The organism is Pseudomonas sp. DL (assembly GCF_047199225.1).
GTDB lineage: Bacteria > Pseudomonadota > Gammaproteobacteria > Pseudomonadales > Pseudomonadaceae > Pseudomonas > Pseudomonas aeruginosa.
Genome location: NZ_CP178323.1, coordinates 4,247,549 through 4,267,770, shown reverse-complemented (window position 1 = coordinate 4,267,770; position 20,222 = coordinate 4,247,549). Strand labels below are relative to the sequence as shown.

Annotated in this window: 20 protein-coding genes; 12 read left to right on the top strand and 8 right to left on the bottom strand. The window is 67.8% G+C overall.

Annotated elements, in window-relative coordinates; genetic code table 11:
• Positions 1-135: 135 nt before the first annotated feature.
• The 5 genes from ddaR (at position 136) to ACI766_RS19755 (ending at position 4,300) form a co-directional block, all read left to right on the top strand.
• Positions 136-1,536: a transcriptional regulator DdaR gene (gene ddaR / locus ACI766_RS19775; protein WP_003112458.1), complete on the top strand. Its 1,401-nt coding sequence runs from the start codon at positions 136-138 to the stop codon at positions 1,534-1,536.
• Positions 1,537-1,548: 12 nt separating this feature from the next.
• Positions 1,549-2,319, top strand: coding sequence for an NAD-dependent deacylase (locus ACI766_RS19770; protein WP_003112457.1), 771 nt, complete (start codon positions 1,549-1,551; stop codon positions 2,317-2,319).
• A gap of 65 nt (positions 2,320-2,384) precedes the next feature.
• Positions 2,385-3,002, top strand: coding sequence for a C40 family peptidase (locus ACI766_RS19765; protein ID WP_003082470.1), 618 nt, complete (start codon positions 2,385-2,387; stop codon positions 3,000-3,002).
• An 82-nt stretch (positions 3,003-3,084) separates the two neighbouring features.
• Complete coding sequence (locus ACI766_RS19760; RefSeq protein WP_003082473.1) at positions 3,085-3,618, top strand: C40 family peptidase; 534 nt, start codon at positions 3,085-3,087, stop codon at positions 3,616-3,618.
• Between the two features lie 19 nt (positions 3,619-3,637).
• Positions 3,638-4,300 carry an O-methyltransferase gene (locus tag ACI766_RS19755; RefSeq protein WP_003449153.1) on the top strand — a complete coding sequence of 221 codons (663 nt, stop codon included), beginning with the start codon at positions 3,638-3,640 and terminating at the stop codon, positions 4,298-4,300.
• Positions 4,301-4,307: 7 nt separating this feature from the next.
• Here ACI766_RS19755 and ACI766_RS19750 read toward each other — a convergent pair whose 3' ends face one another.
• A complete protein-coding gene (locus ACI766_RS19750; protein WP_003082475.1) occupies positions 4,308-5,222 on the bottom strand; it encodes a LysR family transcriptional regulator in 915 nt (304 codons plus the stop codon).
• 300 nt (positions 5,223-5,522) lie between these two features.
• Between ACI766_RS19750 and ycaC the strand changes: the two genes are divergently transcribed.
• The 7 genes from ycaC to ACI766_RS19715 all read left to right on the top strand — a co-directional run bounded on the left by ycaC (position 5,523) and on the right by ACI766_RS19715 (position 12,394).
• Complete coding sequence (ycaC, locus tag ACI766_RS19745; protein ID WP_003082476.1) at positions 5,523-6,140, top strand: isochorismate family cysteine hydrolase YcaC; 618 nt, start codon at positions 5,523-5,525, stop codon at positions 6,138-6,140.
• A gap of 144 nt (positions 6,141-6,284) precedes the next feature.
• Positions 6,285-6,692: an OsmC family protein gene (locus ACI766_RS19740; RefSeq protein ID WP_003082478.1), complete on the top strand. Its 408-nt coding sequence runs from the start codon at positions 6,285-6,287 to the stop codon at positions 6,690-6,692.
• Positions 6,693-6,719: 27 nt separating this feature from the next.
• Entirely contained in the window at positions 6,720-7,277 is a 558-nt protein-coding gene (locus ACI766_RS19735) for an NAD(P)H-dependent FMN reductase (protein ID WP_003082483.1), read from the top strand.
• Positions 7,278-7,303: 26 nt separating this feature from the next.
• Positions 7,304-8,251 carry a pirin family protein gene (locus tag ACI766_RS19730; RefSeq protein WP_003145400.1) on the top strand — a complete coding sequence of 316 codons (948 nt, stop codon included), beginning with the start codon at positions 7,304-7,306 and terminating at the stop codon, positions 8,249-8,251.
• Positions 8,252-8,410: 159 nt separating this feature from the next.
• A complete protein-coding gene (locus ACI766_RS19725; protein WP_003082488.1) occupies positions 8,411-8,884 on the top strand; it encodes an SRPBCC family protein in 474 nt (157 codons plus the stop codon).
• A 2-nt stretch (positions 8,885-8,886) separates the two neighbouring features.
• Positions 8,887-10,728: a glutathione-regulated potassium-efflux system protein KefB gene (gene kefB / locus ACI766_RS19720; RefSeq protein WP_003112454.1), complete on the top strand. Its 1,842-nt coding sequence runs from the start codon at positions 8,887-8,889 to the stop codon at positions 10,726-10,728.
• 166 nt (positions 10,729-10,894) lie between these two features.
• Complete coding sequence (locus tag ACI766_RS19715) at positions 10,895-12,394, top strand: flavin-containing monooxygenase (protein ID WP_003082495.1); 1,500 nt, start codon at positions 10,895-10,897, stop codon at positions 12,392-12,394.
• Between the two features lie 16 nt (positions 12,395-12,410).
• On the opposite strand, the gene ACI766_RS19710 is transcribed toward ACI766_RS19715, so the two are convergent.
• The 7 genes from ACI766_RS19710 to ACI766_RS19680 form a co-directional block, all read right to left on the bottom strand.
• Entirely contained in the window at positions 12,411-13,346 is a 936-nt protein-coding gene (locus ACI766_RS19710) for a DedA family protein/thiosulfate sulfurtransferase GlpE (protein ID WP_003112452.1), read from the bottom strand.
• A 169-nt stretch (positions 13,347-13,515) separates the two neighbouring features.
• Positions 13,516-14,214 (bottom strand): pirin family protein, encoded by a 699-nt coding sequence (locus ACI766_RS19705; protein WP_003086661.1) that lies wholly within the window; start codon positions 14,212-14,214, stop codon positions 13,516-13,518.
• A 117-nt stretch (positions 14,215-14,331) separates the two neighbouring features.
• Positions 14,332-14,967: an alpha/beta fold hydrolase gene (locus ACI766_RS19700; RefSeq protein WP_003120549.1), complete on the bottom strand. Its 636-nt coding sequence runs from the start codon at positions 14,965-14,967 to the stop codon at positions 14,332-14,334.
• Positions 14,964-16,193, bottom strand: a complete 1,230-nt coding sequence (locus ACI766_RS19695; protein WP_016253707.1) for an MDR family MFS transporter — start codon at positions 16,191-16,193, stop codon at positions 14,964-14,966. The genes ACI766_RS19700 and ACI766_RS19695 overlap by 4 nt, the downstream gene beginning before the upstream one ends.
• Positions 16,190-17,149, bottom strand: a complete 960-nt coding sequence (locus tag ACI766_RS19690; protein WP_003082503.1) for a clavaminate synthase family protein — start codon at positions 17,147-17,149, stop codon at positions 16,190-16,192. The genes ACI766_RS19695 and ACI766_RS19690 overlap by 4 nt, the downstream gene beginning before the upstream one ends.
• A complete protein-coding gene (locus tag ACI766_RS19685) occupies positions 17,146-18,744 on the bottom strand; it encodes an asparagine synthetase B family protein (RefSeq protein ID WP_058148895.1) in 1,599 nt (532 codons plus the stop codon). The genes ACI766_RS19690 and ACI766_RS19685 overlap by 4 nt, the downstream gene beginning before the upstream one ends.
• On the bottom strand, positions 18,744-20,222 hold the full coding sequence (locus ACI766_RS19680) for a long-chain fatty acid--CoA ligase (RefSeq protein WP_058148893.1): 1,479 nt from the start codon (positions 20,220-20,222) through the stop codon (positions 18,744-18,746). Before ACI766_RS19680 ends, ACI766_RS19685 begins: the two co-directional genes overlap by 1 nt.

Sequence of the window (20,222 nt, the reverse complement as noted above, 5' to 3'; positions counted from 1 at the left end):
AATCCTTGATAAATCGGAGGATTTTCCTGGTTTTCCGAGGGCTTGGTTGATCCACGCCAAGGATGCTCGGTCGCGCTGCGTCGAAGATGGGACAACTGACGAGATTTCGACATCCGGGAAACCGAGGGGGAGAGCATGGCGCTTGTCGAGGAGCCGACGATTTCCACGCGAAGCGGTGAACTGGCCTGGTTGGTGGACTGCCTGGCGCCGATTTTCGACGGCCTGCGGCAACCGGTCACGGTGGTCGACCCCTCCGGTCGCTTCGTCTACTACAACCGTGCCAGCGGCCTGCTCGATGGTCTCGACCCGCAGCGGGCGTTGGGTATGCACCTGTTGCAGAGCGCTCCCTGGCTGGCGGCCGAGCAAAGCACGCTGTTGCGTTGCCTGGCCGAAGGGCGGCCGTCGATCGATACGCTGCAGGCCTACGTGGGGGCCGGCGGCGAGCTGTTGCAGTATCGCCACCGGGCGATCCCGCTGCGCGGGCGCGACGGTTGCCTGCTCGGCGCGATGGAACTCGGCGAAGTCGTCGCCGAGACCGAAGAGGCCGCAGGCCTGGCGGATTGCCCGAACATCCTGAGCGTGGCGCCGAGCCTGCTGCGGCAGTTGCAGCGCCTGGACGTTTTCGCCGCCACCGACCTGCCGCTGCTGATCCATGGCGAGACCGGCACCGGCAAGGAACTGTTCGCCCGTCGCGCCCATGCCCTGAGCCCGCGACGCAGCGGTCCGATGATCAGCCTGAACTGCGCAGCGATTCCCGAGACGCTGCTGGAAAGTACCCTGTTCGGCACCACCCGCGGCGCTTTCACCGGCGCCGAGAACCGCAAGGGCATGTTCGCCCTGGCCCAGGGCGGCAGCTTGTTCCTCGACGAGATCAATTCCATGCCGATGGCCATGCAGAGCAAGCTGCTGCGGGTCCTGCAGGACGGCAGCTACCTGCCTCTGGGCAGCCTGAGCCCGCAGCGGGCCGATGTGCGCCTGATCGCGGCGAGCAACCAGCCGCCGCGCCAGGCGATCGCCGAGGGACGCCTGCGCGAGGACCTGTACTACCGTCTGGACGTGGGCAGCCTGTGCATCCCGCCGCTGCGCGAGCGCCCCGGCGATGTGGAACTGCTGGCACGGGCGTTCGTCCGTCGCGATGCGCGCAGCCTCAACCCGCGTGTCACCGCTCTTGGCGAGCGGGCGCTGGCGCAGTTGCTGGCCTGCGACTGGCCGGGCAACGTCCGGCAACTGGAAAACGTGATCCGGCGCAGCCTGTTGCTGCACGGGGAGGGCGGCGCACTGCTGGATGAGGTGGCGTTCGCCGACGACGGCGCCGAGGCCGTGGGCGGCGAGGCCGCGCTCTCGATGAACAGCGCGGCGGTCGGAGGCCTGCGCGAGGCGCTGGCGCAACAGGAGCGCAACCTGATAGAAGACGCCTTGCGCCAGGCGCGCGGCAATCTCTCCCGGGCCGCCGCCCGGTTGCGGATTCCGCGCACGACCCTGCTCGGGCGCATGCGCCGGCTCGGCTTGCCGGCTTCCCTCGATCCGCCAGCCTGACAGGAGCCAACCATGGACAGCCACAGCCCGATCGCCACCGTCGCCCAGGCCCTGCGGCGCGCCGAACGCATCCTGGTCATCACCGGCGCCGGCCTCTCCGCGGACTCCGGTATGCCCACCTATCGCGGCCTCGGCGGTCTCTACAACGGTCGCACGGAAGAGGGCCTGCCGATCGAGGCGGCACTTTCCGGACCGATGCTGCGGCGCGATCCGGCGCTGTGCTGGAAGTACCTCGCGGAACTTGGCAAGGCTTGCCTGGCGGCCCGACCCAACGCCGGCCACGAAGCCATCGCCGAGTTGCAGAAGCACAAGCCGGAATGCTGGGTGCTGACCCAGAACATCGACGGCTTCCATCGCCAGGCCGGCTCGCCGGCCGAGCGGCTGATCGAGATCCATGGCGAACTGGCGCCGCTCTACTGCCAGTCCTGCGGTGCCGAGAGCGGCGGCCTGGAGGAGCATCTGCACGGCCAGTTGCCGCCGCGCTGCGCCGCTTGCGGTGGGGTGCTGCGGCCGCCGGTGGTGCTGTTCGAGGAAATGTTGCCGGAAGAGGCGATCGATACCCTGTACCGCGAATTGCGCAAAGGCTTCGATGCGGTGCTGGTGGTGGGAACCACCGCGAGCTTCCCCTATATCGTCGAACCGGTGCTGCGCACGCGGCAGGCGGGAGGCTTCACCGCGGAGGTGAATCCTGGCGTGACCGACCTCAGCGAGCGGGTCGATGTGAAAATGACAGGACGAGCCTTAGACATCATGCCGCAGGTGGTAAGTCACATTTATCGATAAAAAACTTGCATAGGATTGATCGAGAAGGCAAATTAGCCCGCTAGTAAAACTAATGAGACACGGTCGTGCCCATGCTTAAACGCTTAGCACCCCTCGTGCCCATGAGTTTCGTTCTGCTGCTGGCCGCTTGCGCCAGCCATTCGCCGGAGCCGCAGGTCGCCAAAGAGCCGACCGCAGCCAAGAGCAGCATCGACGTCGAACGCGACGCGATCGCTTGGCAGGATGTTGAGGACGAAGGGGCGGACAATTCATCGGCTGGTACGCCTGCGCTGGCGTCCAGCATCCTCGAGCGCGCTTTCGAACTGATCGGTACGCCGTACCGTTTCGGCGGTACGACGGCGAAAGGCTTCGATTGCAGCGGCTTCGTCGGCTACCTGTTCCGCGAGGAGGCCGGCATCAAGCTGCCGCGCTCCACCCGCGAACTCATCGATATGGACGTACCGCTGGTCTCCAAGGACGAGCTGCAGCCCGGCGACCTGCTGTTCTTCAACAACCGTGGCCGTGGTCGCGTCAGCCACGCCGGCATCTACATCGGCGATGGCCAGTTCATCCATTCCGCCAGCCGTCGCGGCGGCGGGGTGCGGGTGGACAGCCTGGACTCCAGCTACTGGAGCCTGAGCTACATGGAAGCCAAGCGGGTGCTCGAACCCGGCTACAAGGATGCCCTGACGAGCAAGCGCTAAACTTAAAGTTTTACTTTAAGTATTGCGTTTAACTCCTTGTCGTAGCAAAGTGGAAGCATTCCTCACCAGGAAGGCTTCCACTATGCATGCACTGGCCCGATTCTCGATCCTCGCCTTTGCTGCGCTGCTTACCGCCTGCGCCAGCAAAGCGCCGCCCCCCGCGCCCGCCAAACAGGTCGTATTCCGTCCGGCGACGAATTTCTCGCCCGCCGCCGACGATGTGCTGTTCCGTGCCCTCGGCCTGGTCGGCACGCCCTACCGCTGGGGCGGCAACACGCCCGATTCGGGCTTCGATTGCAGCGGCCTGATCAACTTCGTCTACCGCGACATGACCGGCATCAAGCTGCCGCGCTCGACCCGCGAGATGATTTCCATGCGCGCGCCCAGCGTGCCGGTGCAGGCCCTGCAGACCGGCGACCTGGTGTTCTTCGCCACCTCCGGTGGTCGCACCGTGAGCCATGCCGGCATCTACGTCGGCGAGGGTCGCTTCGTGCATGCGCCGCGCACCGGCGGCACGGTGCGCCTGGACAGCCTGCAGAACAGCTACTGGCAACGCGCGTACCTGGACGCCAAGCGCGTGCTGGTCGCGCCGTCGCCGTTGGCGCGGGTGCCCTGAGGCGGGGAGGTCCGGGCCGATGACCACCCGCACCCTCAACCTCGACGACAACCTCTACCGCTACCTGCTGGACGTTTCGCTGCGGGAAACCCCGCTGATGACCCGCCTGCGCGAGGAAACCGCGAAGCTGCCCAACGCACGCTGGCAGATCGCCCCCGAGCAGGGCCAGTTCATCGCCTTGCTGCTGACCCTGATCGGCGCGCGGCGGGCGCTGGAGGTCGGCACCTTCACCGGCTACAGCGCCCTGTGCATGGCTACCGCCCTTGGCGAGCAGGGGCGTCTTACCTGTTGCGACCTGCCCGGCGACTACCACCTGACTGCGCGCCGCTACTGGCGCGAAGCCGCTGTCGAGGAGCGCATCGAGCTACGCCTCGGGCCCGCCCTGGAAACCCTGCGTGCGTTGCTCGCCGAAGGCCTGGCCGGGCAATTCGACCTGGCCTTCATCGACGCCGACAAGGCCAACTACCCCGAATACCTGGAGGCCGCGCTGGCGCTGGTGCGCCAGGGTGGGCTGGTGCTTTTCGACAACGTGCTGTGGAGCGGCCGGGTGCTCGAAGCGCAGCCGAAGAGTGCGGATACCCGCGGCATCCAGCAGCTCAACCTGGCGCTGAAGAACGACGCGCGGGTGGACTACTCGCTGCTGCCGATCGGCGACGGGCTGAGCGTCTGTCGCAAGCGCTGAGCGAGGCTCAGCGTACGCCCCACGGCGGGCTGCCCAGGGCCTGCTGGAGAAACTGGACGAACAGCTTCACCTTCGGCGAGAGGGTTGCCGCTCGCGAATACATGGCGTAGATCAGGTCGTCCAGCGGCCGCTCCTGCGGCAGGGCCTCGACCAGCCGGCCGGCGGCCAGGTCCTCGGCGGCGATGAACAGCGGCAGCATCGCCAGGCCCAGGCCACGCACCGCGGCGTCGCGCATGGTCTGGCCGTTGTTGGTGTTGAAGCGTCCGCGCGGGGTGATCATCCGCGCCGGCTCGCCGGCCACCCGCGGCTCGAAGCTCCATAGCTGCGACGGGGTGTTGTGGCTGTAGCCGATGCAGGGATGGCAGAGGATGTCTTCGATGCGTTGCAGCGGGCCGTGCCGTTCCAGGTATTCCGGGCTGCAACACACTACCCGGCGGCTGGTGCCCAGTTGGCGGGCGATCAGCGAGCTGTCCTGCAGGCGGGTGATGCGGATCGCCAGGTCGTAGCCTTCCTTCTCGAAGTCGACGATCCGGTCGTCCAGTTGCAGGACCACTTCCAGGCGCGGGTTGCGCGCCATGAATTCCATCACCAGCGGCCCCAGCCAGAGCGTGCCGAAGCTCATCGGCGCCATCACCCGCAATTCCCCGCACAGGTCGTTCTCGCGCAGGGCCACGCTTTCCGCGGCGTTGTTCAGGTCCTGCAGCGAGGCCTTGGCCGACTTGTAGAAGAAGCCGCCGGCCTCGGTCGGCTCGACGTTGCGCGTCGAGCGGTAGAGCAGGCGCACGCCGAGGTGGCGCTCCAGGTCGCTGACGCGTTTGCTGATCACGGACTTGGACAGGCTCATGCGTTCGGCGGCGGCGCTGATGCTGCCCAGCTCGACCACGTTGAGGAAGGCCTGTATGTCTTCAAGGCGCAGGCTCATGGCGAATCTCGAAACAATCGGGAGGCAGACTGTCGCATGCGGGAGAACTCCTGGTAAGGGGATGCGCGCGTCGCACGTACGGGAAAGACAATGGCAGGGCAAGCGTAGCGCGCCCGGGGAATGGCATTGTTCTCGTATCGAGAACACCGTTTTCGCATTTTACCGGGCAGTAAATCGCTGTCGCTGTCACTACTCTTGATGGGCGGCGTGCGCTCCCGAGACCGCCCATGCTTGCCTCCCAGGAGGCGCTTCGTTTCACACCGCGCGGCGACGGACGCCGCCCGAGACCGGAGAAACACCATGTCCTTCACCTACAAGCGACTCGACAAGAACGATGCGGCGGTGCTGTTCGTCGACCACCAGGCAGGCCTGCTCTCCCTGGTCCGCGATTTCAGCCCGGACGAGTTCAAGAACAACGTCCTGGCATTGGCCGACATCGCCAGGTTCTTCAACCTGCCGACCATCCTCACCACCAGCTTCGAGGATGGCCCCAACGGCCCGCTGGTGCCGGAACTCAAGGAAATGTTTCCGCAGGCCCCGTACATCGCCCGCCCCGGCAACATCAACGCCTGGGACAACGAGGACTTCGTCAAGGCGGTCAAGGCCACCGGCAAGAAGCAACTGATCATCGCCGGCGTGGTGACCGATGTCTGCGTAGCCTTCCCGACCCTCTCGGCGCTGGAGGAGGGGTTTGACGTATTCGTCGTCACCGACGCCTCCGGCACCTTCAACCCGGTGGTGCGCGACGCCGCCTGGGCGCGCATGACCGCCGCCGGCGCGCAACTGATGAACTGGTTCAGCGTCGGCTGCGAACTGCACCGCGACTGGCGCAACGACATCGAAGGCTTCGGTGCCATCCTCGGCGGCCACCTGCCGGCGTACGCCAACCTGATCCAGAGCTTCGGCACGAAGAAGTAAGCCGGCTTCGCCGCTGTCCCGGACACAAGGCACTCCGACCATCGGGTGCCTTGTGTCGTTTTCCGTCCAGGTGTTTTCATCGGAACGCCGCTTCGCCGGAACCCGAGGTTCCGGCACGCCCCCCCCATGCACAGGAGAAACCCCATGGCTACCCAGGTCGTCAACGCTTCCCTCGGCACCACCCCTTATCGCGTGACCCTCGGCGACGACAGCCACCAGTGGCTGAGCGACGTGCCGGCCGCCCTCGGCGGTGCCGACAGCGGTCCCTCGCCGCACGAGATCCTGCTCTCGGCGCTGGGCGCCTGCACGGCGATCACCGTGGCGATGTACGCGCAGCGCAAGGAGTGGCCGCTGGAGGGTATCGACGTGCAACTGAACATCGTCGAGGAACGCACCAAGCCGGAGCCCTTCACCCATATCCGCCGCGACATCCGCCTGGCCGGCGATCTCGACGCCGAGCAGCGCCAGCGTCTGCTGGAGATCGCCAATGCCTGCCCGATCCATCGTGTACTCTCCGGAGAGGTCAGCGTCAGCAGCCAGCTACGCGACTGAACCCGCACGCACAACGAGGAGCACGGCATGAGCGACGACATCAAGGTATTGGGCATTTCCGGCAGCCTGCGCAGCGGCTCCTACAACAGCGCGGCGCTGCAGGAGGCGATTGGCCTGGTCCCGCCGGGCATGAGCATCGAGCTGGCGGACATCTCCGGCATCCCGCTGTACAACGAGGACGTCTACGCCCTCGGCTTCCCGCCCGCGGTGGAACGCTTCCGCGAGCAGATCCGCGCGGCGGACGCGCTGCTGTTCGCCACCCCGGAATACAACTATTCGATGGCCGGGGTGCTGAAGAATGCCATCGACTGGGCCTCGCGGCCGCCGGAGCAGCCGTTCTCCGGCAAGCCGGCGGCGATCCTCGGTGCCAGTGCCGGGCGTTTCGGCACCGCGCGGGCGCAGTATCACTTGCGCCAGACGCTGGTGTTCCTCGACGTTCATCCGCTGAACAAGCCGGAAGTGATGATCTCCAGCGCGCAGAACGCCTTCGACGCCCAGGGCCGGTTGCTCGACGACAAGGCGCGCGAGCTGATCCAGCAGCAGTTGCAGGCCCTGCAGCTATGGGTGCGCCGCCTGCGCGGTTGAATGCCTCGTCACCGGAGAGCCTGAACATGAGCAATACCGAAGAGCGTTGCGACCTGTCCTCCTCGCGGGACTGTCCGGAGCGCCGCGAACACCTGCTGCAACGGGTCACCGCGCGTGCCGCGGAAATCGGCGGCGGGATCACCGTCAGTCGGCTGATGCCGTCGCGCCAGCGGCGGATGATCGGTGCCTGGTGCTTCCTCGACCATGCCGGTCCCGCCGAATTCGAACCTGGCGGCGGACTGGCCGTGGGCCCGCACCCGCACATCGGCCTGCAGACCTTTACCTGGATGATCCAGGGCGAGGCGTTGCACCGCGACAGCCTGGGCAACGTCCAGGTGATCCGCCCCGGCCAGGTCAACCTGATGACCGCCGGTCATGGCATCGCCCACACCGAGGAGTCGCTGCCCGACGAGCGCCACGCCCACGCCGCGCAGTTGTGGATCGCGCTGCCCTACGAGCAGCGCGACATCGCCCCGGCCTTCGATCATCATCCCGACCTGCCGCGCTGGCAGGAGCAGGGGGTCACCTTCACCCTGCTGGCCGGTGCGCTGGCCGGGCGACAGGCGCCGTGCCGGCTCTACTCGCCGCTGCTCGGTGCCGACCTGGCCTGCCACGACGCCTCGACCCTGCAACTGACGCTCGACCCGCACTTCGAGTACGGCCTGCTGCCGCTGGAAGGCGGGTTGGAAGTGGGCGGCGAGCATTTCGCGGTGAACGAACTGGCCTACCTGGGCGACGGCCGCGACGGCCTGCAACTGCAACTCGACCCTGGCGCGCGGGTGCTGTTGCTGGGTGGCGCACCGTTCGGTGCGGAGATCTTCATGTGGTGGAACTTCGTCGGCCACAGCAAGGGCGAGATCGCCCGGGCGCAGAAGGCCTGGGAGGAGGGGGATGCCCGCTTCGGCCGGCTCGACGCCCTGGAAGGGCCGCGCTTGAGCGCTCCGCCGATTCCCTGGAAGATCGACGCCGAGTGAGGTCGATGTGCCGCCGGGTGCCCCGGCGGCGTCCTCGAATGCCTGTCGGCGATCGTTGTGGACCTGCGGCCTGGCGATTCGCCGGCAGCGGGAAAACTTTCTGCACCCATCGCCGGTCAGAACTCGCCTATCGCATGCACCGAACAGGAAGTGAGCCACATGCAATTCGAACACCTGGTCCAGGTCAACGACCGGACACTTGTCGACCTGCCGGTCCTCGACCGGCTGCAACTCTGGGAAGGCCTGGTCTGCCGTGCGCGCGAGCCACAGTATTTCGTCGTCGGCCTGGAGCGTTTCGAGATCCTCGTCGATGACGGCGACCGCCTGCACCGGCGCCTGTACCTGCCGGGTCTGGTGGTCGAGGACGAAGTCGTGCTGAAGGCGCCGGACAGTGCCCACTACAGTATCAAGCCGAGCGCCGAGGTGGCCGGCGGCAGCCTCGACATGACCATCGAGGAGCCGGAACCCGGCTCGCTGTTCGTGCGTTTCGCCTACTGCACCCGCTACCTGCAGCCGCTGGGCGACGAACTACCCTACGACGCCTTCGTCAAGCAGGCCTATATCGCCATGGATGTGGAGACCATCGCCACCATCCGCGACCGGTTCGGCGCCAGCGCCGCCAGCGGGAGTTGAGCGTGGAACACGGAAGCAGTTTTCTCCAGTCCGGCGTGGTCTTCCTGATCGCGGCGGTGTTCATGGTGCCGCTGGCCAAGCGCCTGCAACTGGGCGCGGTGCTCGGCTACCTGCTGGCCGGCGTGCTGATCGGTCCCAGCGTGCTGGGCCTGGTGGACAACCCGGAAAGCGTCGCGCAGATCTCCGAGATGGGCGTGGTATTGCTGCTGTTCATCATTGGCCTGGAGCTGTCGCCGCGGCGCCTGTGGGTGATGCGCAAGTCGGTGTTCGGCGTCGGCCTGCTGCAGGTGCTGCTGACCGGCCTGGTGATCGGCACTGTGGCCCTGGTCGGCTTCGACCAGCCGGTGAACAGCGCGGTGGTGCTCGGCCTGGGCCTGGCGCTGTCGTCCACCGCCTTCGGCCTGCAGATCCTCGCCGAGCGCAAGGAACTTACCCAGCCCCATGGCCGCCTGGCCTTCGCCATCCTGCTGTTCCAGGACATCGCGGCGATCCCGCTGATCGCCATGATCCCGCTGCTCAGCGGTGCGCACAGCGACGCCGGCGGCAGCGAACTGACCCAGACCCTCAAGGTGGTCGGCAGCATCGCCGCGGTGGTGGTCGGTGGCCGCTATCTACTGCGCCCGGTGTTCCGCATCGTCGCCCAGACCAAGCTGCAGGACATGTCCACCGCCACCGCGCTGCTGGTGGTGATGGGCACCGCGCTGCTGATGGAGCTGGCCGGCGTGTCCATGGCCCTCGGTGCCTTCCTCGCCGGCCTGCTGCTGGCCGACTCGGAGTACCGCCACGAACTGGAGGCGCAGATCGAGCCGTTCAAGGGCCTGTTGCTCGGCCTGTTCTTCATCAGCGTGGGGATGAGCGCGGACATCAGCCTGCTGCTCAAGTCGCCGTGGATGGTGCTCGGCCTGACCGTGCTGCTGATCGCCCTGAAGGCGCCGGTGCTGTACTTCGTCGGACGCATTTCCGGCGGCCTCGACAAGGCCTCGGCGCTGCGCCTGGGCGTGGTCCTGGCGGCCGGCGGCGAGTTCGCCTTCGTCGTGTTCAAGATGGCCCGCGACCAGGGCCTGTTCCAGAACGACCTGCACAACCTGCTGGTGCTTTCCATCACCCTGTCGATGGCCCTGACCCCGTTGCTGGTACTCGGCCTCGCGCGCCTGCTGGCGAAGGAGCCGGAGGCGACGAAGCCGCCGCCGGAAATGGAACGCATCGACAACGACGACACCCCGCGCGTGGTGATCGCCGGGGTCGGCCGCATGGGCCAGATCGTCGCTCGCGTGCTGCGCGCCCAGCGCGTGCCGTTCATCGCCCTGGACACCTCGGTGGAGACCATCGAGCTGACCCGTACCCTCGGCGCGATCCCGATCTTCTACGGCGACCCGATGCGCCCGGAGATCCTTCGCGCGGCCCAGGTAGAGAAGGCCGAGTTCTTCGTCATCGCCACCGATGACCCGGAGACCAACATCGAGACGGCCAAGCGCGTGCGCAAGCTGTATCCGCACCTGAAGATCATCGCTCGCGCGCGTAACCGCCAGCACGTCCACCTGTTGCTCGACGCCGGGGTCGAGCCGGTGCGCGAGACCTTCTTCTCCAGCCTGGAGATGAGCCGCATGGTGCTCTGCGGCCTGGGTCTGAGCGAGGAACAGGCGGACGCGCGGATCCGTCGTTTCCGCCGGCACGACGAAGAGGTCCTGGCCTCCCAGCACCTGTTCTACAACGACCGCGACGCGCTGATCAAAAGCGCTCGCGAGGCGCGGGTCGAGCTGGAGACGCTGTTCCAGACCGACCAGTTGGAAGACCGTGGCGCGGTAGCGGCGGAGACCCCGGAGAAACCTTCCCGCGCCTCCTAGCGCCCGACCCATGCCGGTACGCCGGCATGGGTGATTCCCCCGCCTGGGTCCATACTTTGCGGATATCGCAGTACGAAGGTTGGGATACCCGCGCGGCATCCCCTCTGTAGGGTGGAGGGCATCAGCCCAGCAGACGGCTGGACGCTTCCGCCGATCGAGGAACCTTATGCCTGTCGAACACCTGGACGTACTCATCGTCGGCGCCGGATTGTCCGGCGTCGGCGCCGCCTACCACCTGATGAAGCATTGCCCCGGCAAGAGCTTCGCCCTGCTCGAAGGGCGCGCGGCGATGGGCGGTACCTGGGACCTGTTCCGCTACCCCGGCATCCGTTCCGACTCGGACATGTTCACCCTCGGCTACAACTTCAAGCCATGGAGCGATCCCAAGGCCATCGCCGACGGTCCGTCGATCCGCCGCTACATCGAGGAGACCGCACGGGAGAACGGCATCGACCGGAAGATCCGCTACCGCCACCGGGTGCTCAGGGCCGACTGGGATTCCGCCAATGCGCGCTGGAACCTCGACGTGCAGCGCGGCGACGAGCCCGAGCCGCTGCGCATGACCGCGCAGTTCCTGCTGATGTGCACCGGCTACTACCGCTACGAGGCCGGCTATACCCCGGAATTCGTCGGTCGCGAGGATTTCGCCGGGCAGGTCGTCCATCCGCAGCTGTGGCCCGAGGACCTCGACTACAGCGGCAAGAAGGTGGTGGTGATCGGTAGCGGCGCGACCGCCGTAACCCTGGTGCCGTCGCTGACCGACAAGGCCGCCCACGTCACCATGCTGCAGCGCTCGCCATCCTACGTGATCACCCTGCCGCAGAAGGACGCGATCTCCAATTTCCTCCGCCGCTTCCTTCCGGAAACCTGGATCTACCGCCAGGCGCGGGCGCGCAACGTGGCCATGCAGATGGTCTTCTTCATGCTCGCCAGGACCTTCCCCGGCCTGGTCCGCAAGGCCCTGCTCAAGCTGGCCAGCCTGCAACTGGGCAAACGCTTCGACATGCGTCACTTCAGCCCGCGCTACAAGCCGTGGGACGAGCGGGTCTGCGCGGTGCCGGACGGCGACCTGTTCAAGGTGCTGCGCAAGGGCAAGGCGTCGGTGGTCACCGAGCACATCGACCGCTTCGTCGAGCGGGGCATTCGCCTGAAGACCGGCGAGGTGCTGGAGGCGGACATCATCGTCACCGCCACCGGCCTCGACCTGGTGATGTTCGGCGGCGCCGAGCTGGCGGTCGACGGCAAGCCGTTCCAGGTCAACCAGAGCATGGGCTATCGCGGCATCATGCTGCGCGACCTGCCGAACCTGGCGGCGGTGGTCGGCTATACCAACGCCAGTTGGACGCTCAAGGCGGACCTCTCCAGCGAATACTTCTGCCGCCTGATCAATCACATGGATGCCACCGGCATGCGCCAGGTGACCGCCCGCGACAGCACCGGCGACGTGCGCGAGGAGCCCTTCCTCAACCTCGACTCCGGCTACATCCAGCGCGCCGCCGAGCGCATGCCCAAGCAGGGCGACCGGATGCCCTGGAAGCTTTACCAGAACTACGTCCTCGACCTGGCGCTGCTGCGCTACGGCAAGGTCGAGGACGGCTACCTGGTGTTCTCCTCGCCGGCGCCGCAGCGGCAAGCCGGCGGCGCGGCGGTGCAGGCCCTGGGCTGAACCCGGTGGGCGTCGCTCAGGCGTTCGCCACGACCTGCCCGTAGGCCTTGCGCCAGGCGTCCAGGCCGCCGGCCAGCGCCCAGGTGCGGGTGAAGCCGGAGGCGTTGAGGCGCTGGGCGAGCATCGCGGCGGAAAGTTCGTGGGGACAGGCGCAATAGATGACGATGCTGGCGTCCCTGAGGTCGCCGGGGAGGTCCTTCAGCGACACGTTCAGCTCCACCGGGATGGCTCCCGGAATGCCGCTCGGCTCGTCTTCGTGATGGGCGCGGACATCGAGGATCACCGGCAATTGCCCCTGTTCGCGAAGGTTTTCCAGTTCCTCCACGCTGATTCGCGGAATCCGCCGGCTGCGCGACAGCAGGCGCTGGCGCTGCCAGAGCTTCCAGGCGATGAAGGCGGCGAAGGCGCCGGCGATCAGCAGCGCGCCGATGGCCGCGTAGTCGCTGAGCAGGGCCAGCAGGTGGTCTACCGCATCGCTGAAGATCACCCCCAGCAGCAGCGCGGAACCGGCCCAGAGTGCCGAGCCGGCGGCGTCGTAGGCGAGGAAGCGGCGCAGGTGGGTGCGGGTCATGCCGGCCAGGGTGGTGGACAACGCACTGGCGCCGGGCAGGAACTTCGACATCAGCAGCGCCCTCGGACCGACCCGCAGGTACATGTTCTGGCTCTGGCGGATGCAACTGTCCTGGGACAGCGAGACCTTGCAGATGCTGCGCAGGAGGAAGCCGCCGTAGCGGCGTCCGGCCAGGTACCAGGCGACGTCCGCCAGCAGGCAGGCGAGCACCACCACCAGCAGGACCACGCCCAGCGGCGCGCCGACGCCCTGCATGGCCAGCGCGCCGGCGACGATCAGCGCCGGGTAGGCGGGGATCGGCAGCCCGGCCTGCTCGCAGAGCACGTTGAGGAACAGCAGGAGCAGCCCGTGGTTCTCCAGCAGGGGTTGCAGTTCACGCATGGCGGAGCCTCTCGAATTCTTCTGCGGGTAGTGTGAGCGCGAAGCGTGAAGCTGGGAAGAACCCAGTCGGCAGGGCCGGAGGCGTTGCGGCGGATAACGCCGCTGCGTCGAGAGAGGCTGGGGCGCAACGAAAGCAGCCCCTCGCCCGTGGGGGCGAGGGGCTGTCGGGTCAGGCCACTTCCACCAGCAGCACTTCGCTGTCTTCCAGGGCGGTGACCTTCAGGGTCGGTTCGTCGCGTACCGCCAGGCCATCGCGGGCCTCGGCGCGCACGCCGTTGACCTCGATGCTGCCGGTGGCCGGCACCAGGTAGGCGCGGCGACCGTTTTCCAGGGCGTACTCGGCGCTCTGGCCGGCCTTCAGGGTCACCGCGGCGACCTCGGCGTCGGCGCGGATGTGCAGCGCTTCGCTGTCCTGCTCGTCGCCGCTGGCGAGAGTGACGAAACGACCGTCGCGCTCGGCCTTCGGGAACGGTTTGGAGCCCCAGCGCGGTTGGTCGCCGCGGCGGTCCGGGATGATCCAGATCTGGAAGATCCGGGTGGTCTCGGCTTCCAGGTTGTACTCCGAATGGACGATGCCGGTACCGGCGCTCATCACCTGCACGTCACCGGCCTCGGTGCGGCCCTTGTTGCCCAGGCTGTCCTGGTGGGTGATCGCGCCTTCGCGGACATAGGTAATGATCTCCATGTCGCGGTGCGGGTGCGGCGGGAAGCCGCTGCCGGCGGCGATCTCGTCATCGTTCCAGACCCGCAGGCGGCCCCAGTCCTCGCGCTCCGGGTCATAGTAGTCGGCGAAGGAAAAATGATGACGCGCGTTCAGCCAGCCGTGGTTGGCATGGCCCAGACGGTCGAAGGGACGACGTTCGATCATGATCGGATCTCCATTGGGCCCGTCGCCGCTCGTTTGCGCGAGGGTGCGGGCGGTTGATGGGGTCATCATCCGTCAGATCATTGCGATAAAAAAGCGCGTATTTTCGGATTTATCTATCTAATTATTAGATTCGATCAGGGCGCGAAGGAAGCGCGGGTCCGCCAGTGCGGCGAGGTGCCCGCCCGGGTATTCCCGCACTCGCGCGTCCAGGCGGTGGGCGAAGGTACGTTGCAGCGGCGGCGGGCTGAGCCGGTCGGCGGCCGCCACCACGTAGGTGACCGGGCAGGCTGGACGAACCTGCGGCGGCGGGTCGATCAGCAATTGCGCGGGTTCGCTGGCGCTGGTCGGCACCTCGGCGCCGAGCAGTTCGAGGAAGCCGGCGCGGTCTTCCAGGCGGACCCGCCCTCCGAGCGGGTCGAGGCGGCATAGCCCGAGGAGATTGTCCTGGCCGCTGTCCTGGTAGCTTTCCAGCGCGCCGCCGCCCTCGCTGACCAGCGCGCTGAACAGGTACAGGTGCGCGGCGCGCTCGCCCAGGCGGGCCGCCAGGCATTGCGCCAGGTAGCCGCCGAAGCTGTGGCCGCAGAGTATCACCCGCTCCTCGCCGGCCAGCGTGGCGGCGGCCTGGTCCAGCCAATGCGCCAGGTCGCATCCGGGCGCGTCGCGCAGATGGTCGCAGCTTCGCCAGCCGGCGCCTTCCACGGACCAGGCGGAGCGGCGCAGGAAAAATCCCGAGACCAGCAGCGCGCCGCTCATCCGCCGGCCCGCTCGGCCTGGCGCAGGCCGACCGCGCCGACCTGCAGCAGCATGATCACCCCGCACAGCGCGGCCAGGCCGAGGTACAGCGCCTGGCTGCCGGCATGGTCGAGCATGATCCCGCCGTACAGCGGTGCCAGCGCGGTGCCGAGGCTGTAGAGATTGGCCGCGCCGAAATAGCTGCCGCGCAAGTCGTCGGGGGTCAGTTGGTCGACCTCCACGCTGAAGGTCGGGAACACGATCAGTTCGCCGAGGCTGAGCACCACCGTGGCCAGCGCCAGGCCGGCGAACAGGGTCACCGGGGTCCAGGCGAAGCCTAGCTGGGCCAGGAGCATGAGCAGCATGCCGAGCATCAGGCGGCCGCCGGTGCCGGTGTTTTCCAGCAGGCGGAGGAGGGGAAACTGGGCGACCACTATGGTCAGCGCGTTGATGGTCACCAGCAGGGCGATGCTGTTGACCACGTCGGGCAGACCGCTGCGGGTGAGGTACTGCACGAGGGTCGAATCGAAGGTGGCGTAGATCAGCGCGGCCAGCATGTTGCACAGCAACAGCAGGGTGAAGGCGCGATGCCGGGCCATGCTCAGGCAGGCTTCGAGGAACCCCGTCGAGGATCGTGGGGCAAGGCTGCGCCGCTTAAGTTCGAGGTGGTGCAGCAGGCGCCAGAGCAGCAGGCCGTAGCAGAAGTAGACCAGCGCGGTGACCAGGAAGGTGCCGGCCTGGGCGGCGACGCCGAGAGTCAGGCCGATCAGCGGGCCGAGGGCGGCGCCGAGGTTGATCAGGAAGTACCGGCAGTAGAGCGCCAGTTCCCGCGAGCGGCGATCCTCGACGCGGTCGCCGATCAGCGCCTTGCAACTGGATTCGAGCAGGGCGCAGCCGATGCTCACCCCGGAGATCGCCAGTCCGTAGGACAGCGGCTGGCCGCTGAAGCCCAGCAACACGAAGGAAAGCCCGCTGAGGCTGGTGCCGAAGAAGATCAGGCGCTTGCGCCCGAAACGGTCCGACAGCCAGCCGGTGTAGATGCCGCTGAGCGCGCCGCAGACGGTCGCCAGCGCCAGCAGCAGGCCGATGGCGCTGGCGGACAGCCGGAACTCGCGCCACAGCAGCAATGCCAGGAACGGCCAGACCATGAAGTAGGCGCCGCGGGTCAGCAGCGTACCGACGAGCATCACGTGGATTTCCGTCGGCAGGGCGCGGAAGCGTTGCATGCTGAAGGTGTTGTCGCTCACGGGCGGGGCTCCTGGGCGAGGGGACGGATGCCGCCGCGCAGGCTGCCGGCGGCTACCTGGTGGAACAGCGGCAGGAAGCTTTCCGGCAGTTCGCGGGTGAACTCGCTGCTCAGCCAGCAGCGCAGCAGGCAGCGGCGCTGCCGCTCGTCGTCGCTGAACTCGGTGCGCGCGTGCAGGGTGGTGTGGTTGTTCACCAGCACCAGCATGCCCTTGCTGAAGTCCAGTTCGGCATAGCCGTCGGCGCGTTCGATCGCCTCGTCCAGGCCGTCGAGCATGCTTCGCACCTGCGGGGCGAGGCTTAGCCCGTGGCGCGTCACCGATTCGTTGAACTTGCGGATATAGCGCAAGACGAAGGTCCGCGGGGTTTCCGTGAGCAGCGGCACCAGCGCGTAGTCGGCGTCGCCTTCGTCGCGCAGGTCGTGGGGGATCGGTTGGCCGAGCAGGGGCAGCCAGGCCGGATTGGCGGCTTCCAGGGTGGCGAGGACGTCGGCCGAGGAACGGATGCGGAAGGCGCCGCCCCGGCGTGCCGGCGACCAGCAGGCGAGCACGGTGAGGTCGGCGCGATCGGAGTGGAAGGCCAGTTCCTGGCTGGTCAGGTGGCCGCGCTGCGGCGCGTCGCGGGCGTCGCGCAGGCCGAGGTCGCGCACTTCCTTGAGGTACTCGCCGTTGCGGTTGATCGCCACGGTGCGTCCCAGCCATTGGCAGAATGCGCGGAACACCCGCTGGAATTCGTCCTCGGCGAGTCCGCGCAGCAGCGCGGAATCGTGCAGCAGCACGCCGCTTCCATGCTCCAGTTCGTGATGCAGGCGCTGGCGCAGGAGAGCCTCCGCGCTATCCGCGGGACGCCGCTCCAGCAGGCGCGCGAACAGCGTTTCCAGGCCGGCGGCGAAAGCGGCCGAAGCGCAGAACACCGCGTTGCCCCGCCAGGGCGCGGGGCGACGATGGATGGTTGTCATAGCGAGGCTCCGTATTCCTGCTGCCAGAGCGACAGGGTGGTGAGGGTGAACAACTGGTCGCCGGGCAGAGCCGCGACGCTCGGTGCATCCAGGCCTTCCAGGCCTAGATCGTGGAGCGCCGGCAGGCGTTCGGCGAGGTGCCGGCGCATTTCCCCGAGGGCCTGCGGCCAACGTTCGAACGGCAGGCGGAAATGCCGTTTCGGCTGTGCCTGCCAGCGTTTCTCGCGCTGCTCCAGGAGCGCCACCAGCGGTGCCTTGGCGGTGTCGCCGACGATCCGCTGGAGGCGCCCGGCGCGCTGCGCCAGGGCGCCATGCAGGTAGGGGGTGCGCGCTTCGATGGTGCGCGACATCAGCAGATGGTCGGCGCGGCGCAGCAGCGGCTCCAGCGAGTAGTGCAGGTCGAACTGGCCGATCGCCGCCTCGAGGCCCTGGCCGAGGGCCTCGTGGGCGAGTTCCTCGATCCGCTCGGCGACCCGTCGGCCCGCCGGTTCCGCCAGCAGCGTGGCCTTGCGCCGGTACTCGCCGAACCAGGCGGCGGCGAAGCGCCGCGGTTCCGGCGCGTCGCGCCGGCGCCAGAGTTCGAGATGGCGCGGGTAGCCCCAGAACAGTTCGTCGGCGCCTTCGCCGAGAAGCACGCAGTGATAGCCCTGCTCGCCGATACCGTCGGCCAGGCGCTGGTACATCAGCAGGCTGGACATCCGTGTCGCCCCGCCGAAGTTGCCGACCGCGCGACGCAGCAGCGGCATGAAGGCTTCCTGGCGCAGCTCGAAGCGTTGCAGCCGAGGGTGTGGCAGCAGGCTTTCCTCGTCGCCTTCCAGGCACAGGTGAAAGCGTTGCAACTGCGGGTCCAGGTAGCTGCCGAGCAGGTTGGAATCGACCCCGCCGCTGACCAGCAGGGCGCAGGGGCGGAAGGTCTGGCGGCAGCGTTCGAGGGTTTCGCCGAGCTGCTCGTCGAGGCTGTCCACCTCGCTGGCCGGGGCGGTGGCCAGCCGCTGGCGCTGGCAGAGGCGCGGACGCTCCTGGGAGAGATCGAAGCGCAACACCTCGCCGGGCAGCAGCAGACGGACCTGCTGGAACAGGGTCTGGCCTTCCAGCGGCACGCCGGCGGCGACCACCTGGGCGATCGCCTCGGCGTCGGCGCGGGCGCCGCCGAGCAGGTGCAGCAGCGCCCGCGGCTCGGAGGCGAAGGCCAGCAGGCCGCGCTCGGGCTGGTAGCTGTAGTACAGCGGCTTGATGCCGAACTCGTCGCGCAGCAGGGTCAATTGCCGGGTCTGCGGGTCCCAGCTGGCGAGGGCGTACATGCCGTCCGGCAGTACCCCGCGCTGCAAGCCGTCGAGCAGCAGGCGGATCTCGCCATGGATTTCGCAGCCGGCCTGGTAGACCTCGCCGTTGTAGGCGACCCGCCGCTGGCCCTCCTGCGGCGGCAGCGGTACCGCCGCGGCGCCGGACATCGGCAGGCGGGTCATGCCGATGGCGCCGTTCGGCAGGGCCGCGATGCCCTCGCCGAACGGGCCGCGATGGGCCAGCAGGCGTAGCGCTCCGGCGAAGCGCGAGACACTGAAACCGGTGCCGACGTAACCGAGGATGCCGCACATCACGAGGCTTCCCGTTGCAGCAGGGCGGCGAGCGCACGGCGGTCGTGCTTGCCGGCGCCGTTCAGCGGCAGGGCCTGGTGCGACAGCACCACGCGCTGTGGCGCGCGGAGGGTGCCGAGCTGCTGCTGGAGCCAGGGCAGGAAGGCGAACTCGACCTGCGGCGCGGTGTGGATCACGGCGACATAGTCTTCGCCATAGAGCGGGCAGTCGACCTTCAGGCAGCAGACGTCGATCACCTCGTCCAGGCCGTTGAGCGCCCTTTCGCATTCATTCAGGTGGAACAGGTTGCCGCCCTTGTTGATGGTGCCGTCGCAACGGCCGAGGACGTGCACGCAGCGGTCCTCGTCGAAGTAGGCGAGGTCCTGGGTATTCAGCCAGCCGTCCTCGAGCACCTGGGCGGTCAGGTCGGGGCGGTTGACGTAGCCGGAGAACAGGCTCGGCGTGCGCACCCACAGGCGCCCGCGTTCGCCGCTGCCCTCCAGCGGGCGGCCGTCGGGGTCGGTCAGCTTGAGTTCCAGGCCGACGGCAGGTCCCACCGAGTTGTCGAACGCATCGCCGCGACGCTTGCCGAAGAGGAAGGCGAAGCCGCACTCGCTGAGGCCGTAGATGTTCGCCAGCGCCGCGTAGTCGCGCTGGAAGGCCGCCTGCAGGTCGGCGTCCAGGCGCGCCGAGCCGGCGACGCAGAGCAGGCGCTGCAACGGCAAGCGGCGCGGCGGCGGGGAGCCTTCCTTGACCATGTGGTTGACCACCGGCGGCACCAGGTAGAGGAAACTGATGCTGAAGCGTTCCACGCATTTCCAGAAGCCTTCGCTGTCGGCCCAGCAGTGCAGCGGCAGGAGCACCGCGCTGCCGCCGTACAGCAGCGGGAAGAGGAAATTGATGCCGAGGATGCCCAGGCCGCTGATCCGGTAGAAGCAACCGGAGCGCGTGTGCTCGCCGATGCCCAGGCAGTCGCGGCCGATGCGGTAGGCATGGAGCATGGCCTGCTGGCTGAGTTCGATGCCTTTCGGCTGACCGGTGGTGCCCGAGGTGAACAGGATCATGTGGCTGTGCGCGGCGCGGTCGAGCCGGCGCGTCGCGCTGCGCTCGAAGTCCAGCGCCAGGCGCAGCCCGGCCAGCGCGCCCTCGAGCGGATGTTCGCTGGCCAGCGCTTCCAGGCGCATCTCGTCGACGATGGCCTGCTTCGCGGCCTCCCCCCACTCGGGATCGATCAGCACCAGATGCTTGCCCGCGCGCATGACCGCATAGATCAGGCAGAGGTTGCGGTAGCTGTTGTCGAGCAGCACGCCGACACTGCGGCAGGCATGCGCGGCGATCTGCTCGGCGAGGGCATCGACCTGGCGGTCGGCGTCGCCCCAGGTGTATTCCAGCGGTCGCTCCGGCTCGCGGGCGTCGATCAGGAACGGCCGCCGCGGGTCGGCGCTGCCGAGATGGCGGAGGGTGCTGTCGAGCGATACGGGTACGGGGAGGCTGCTCAT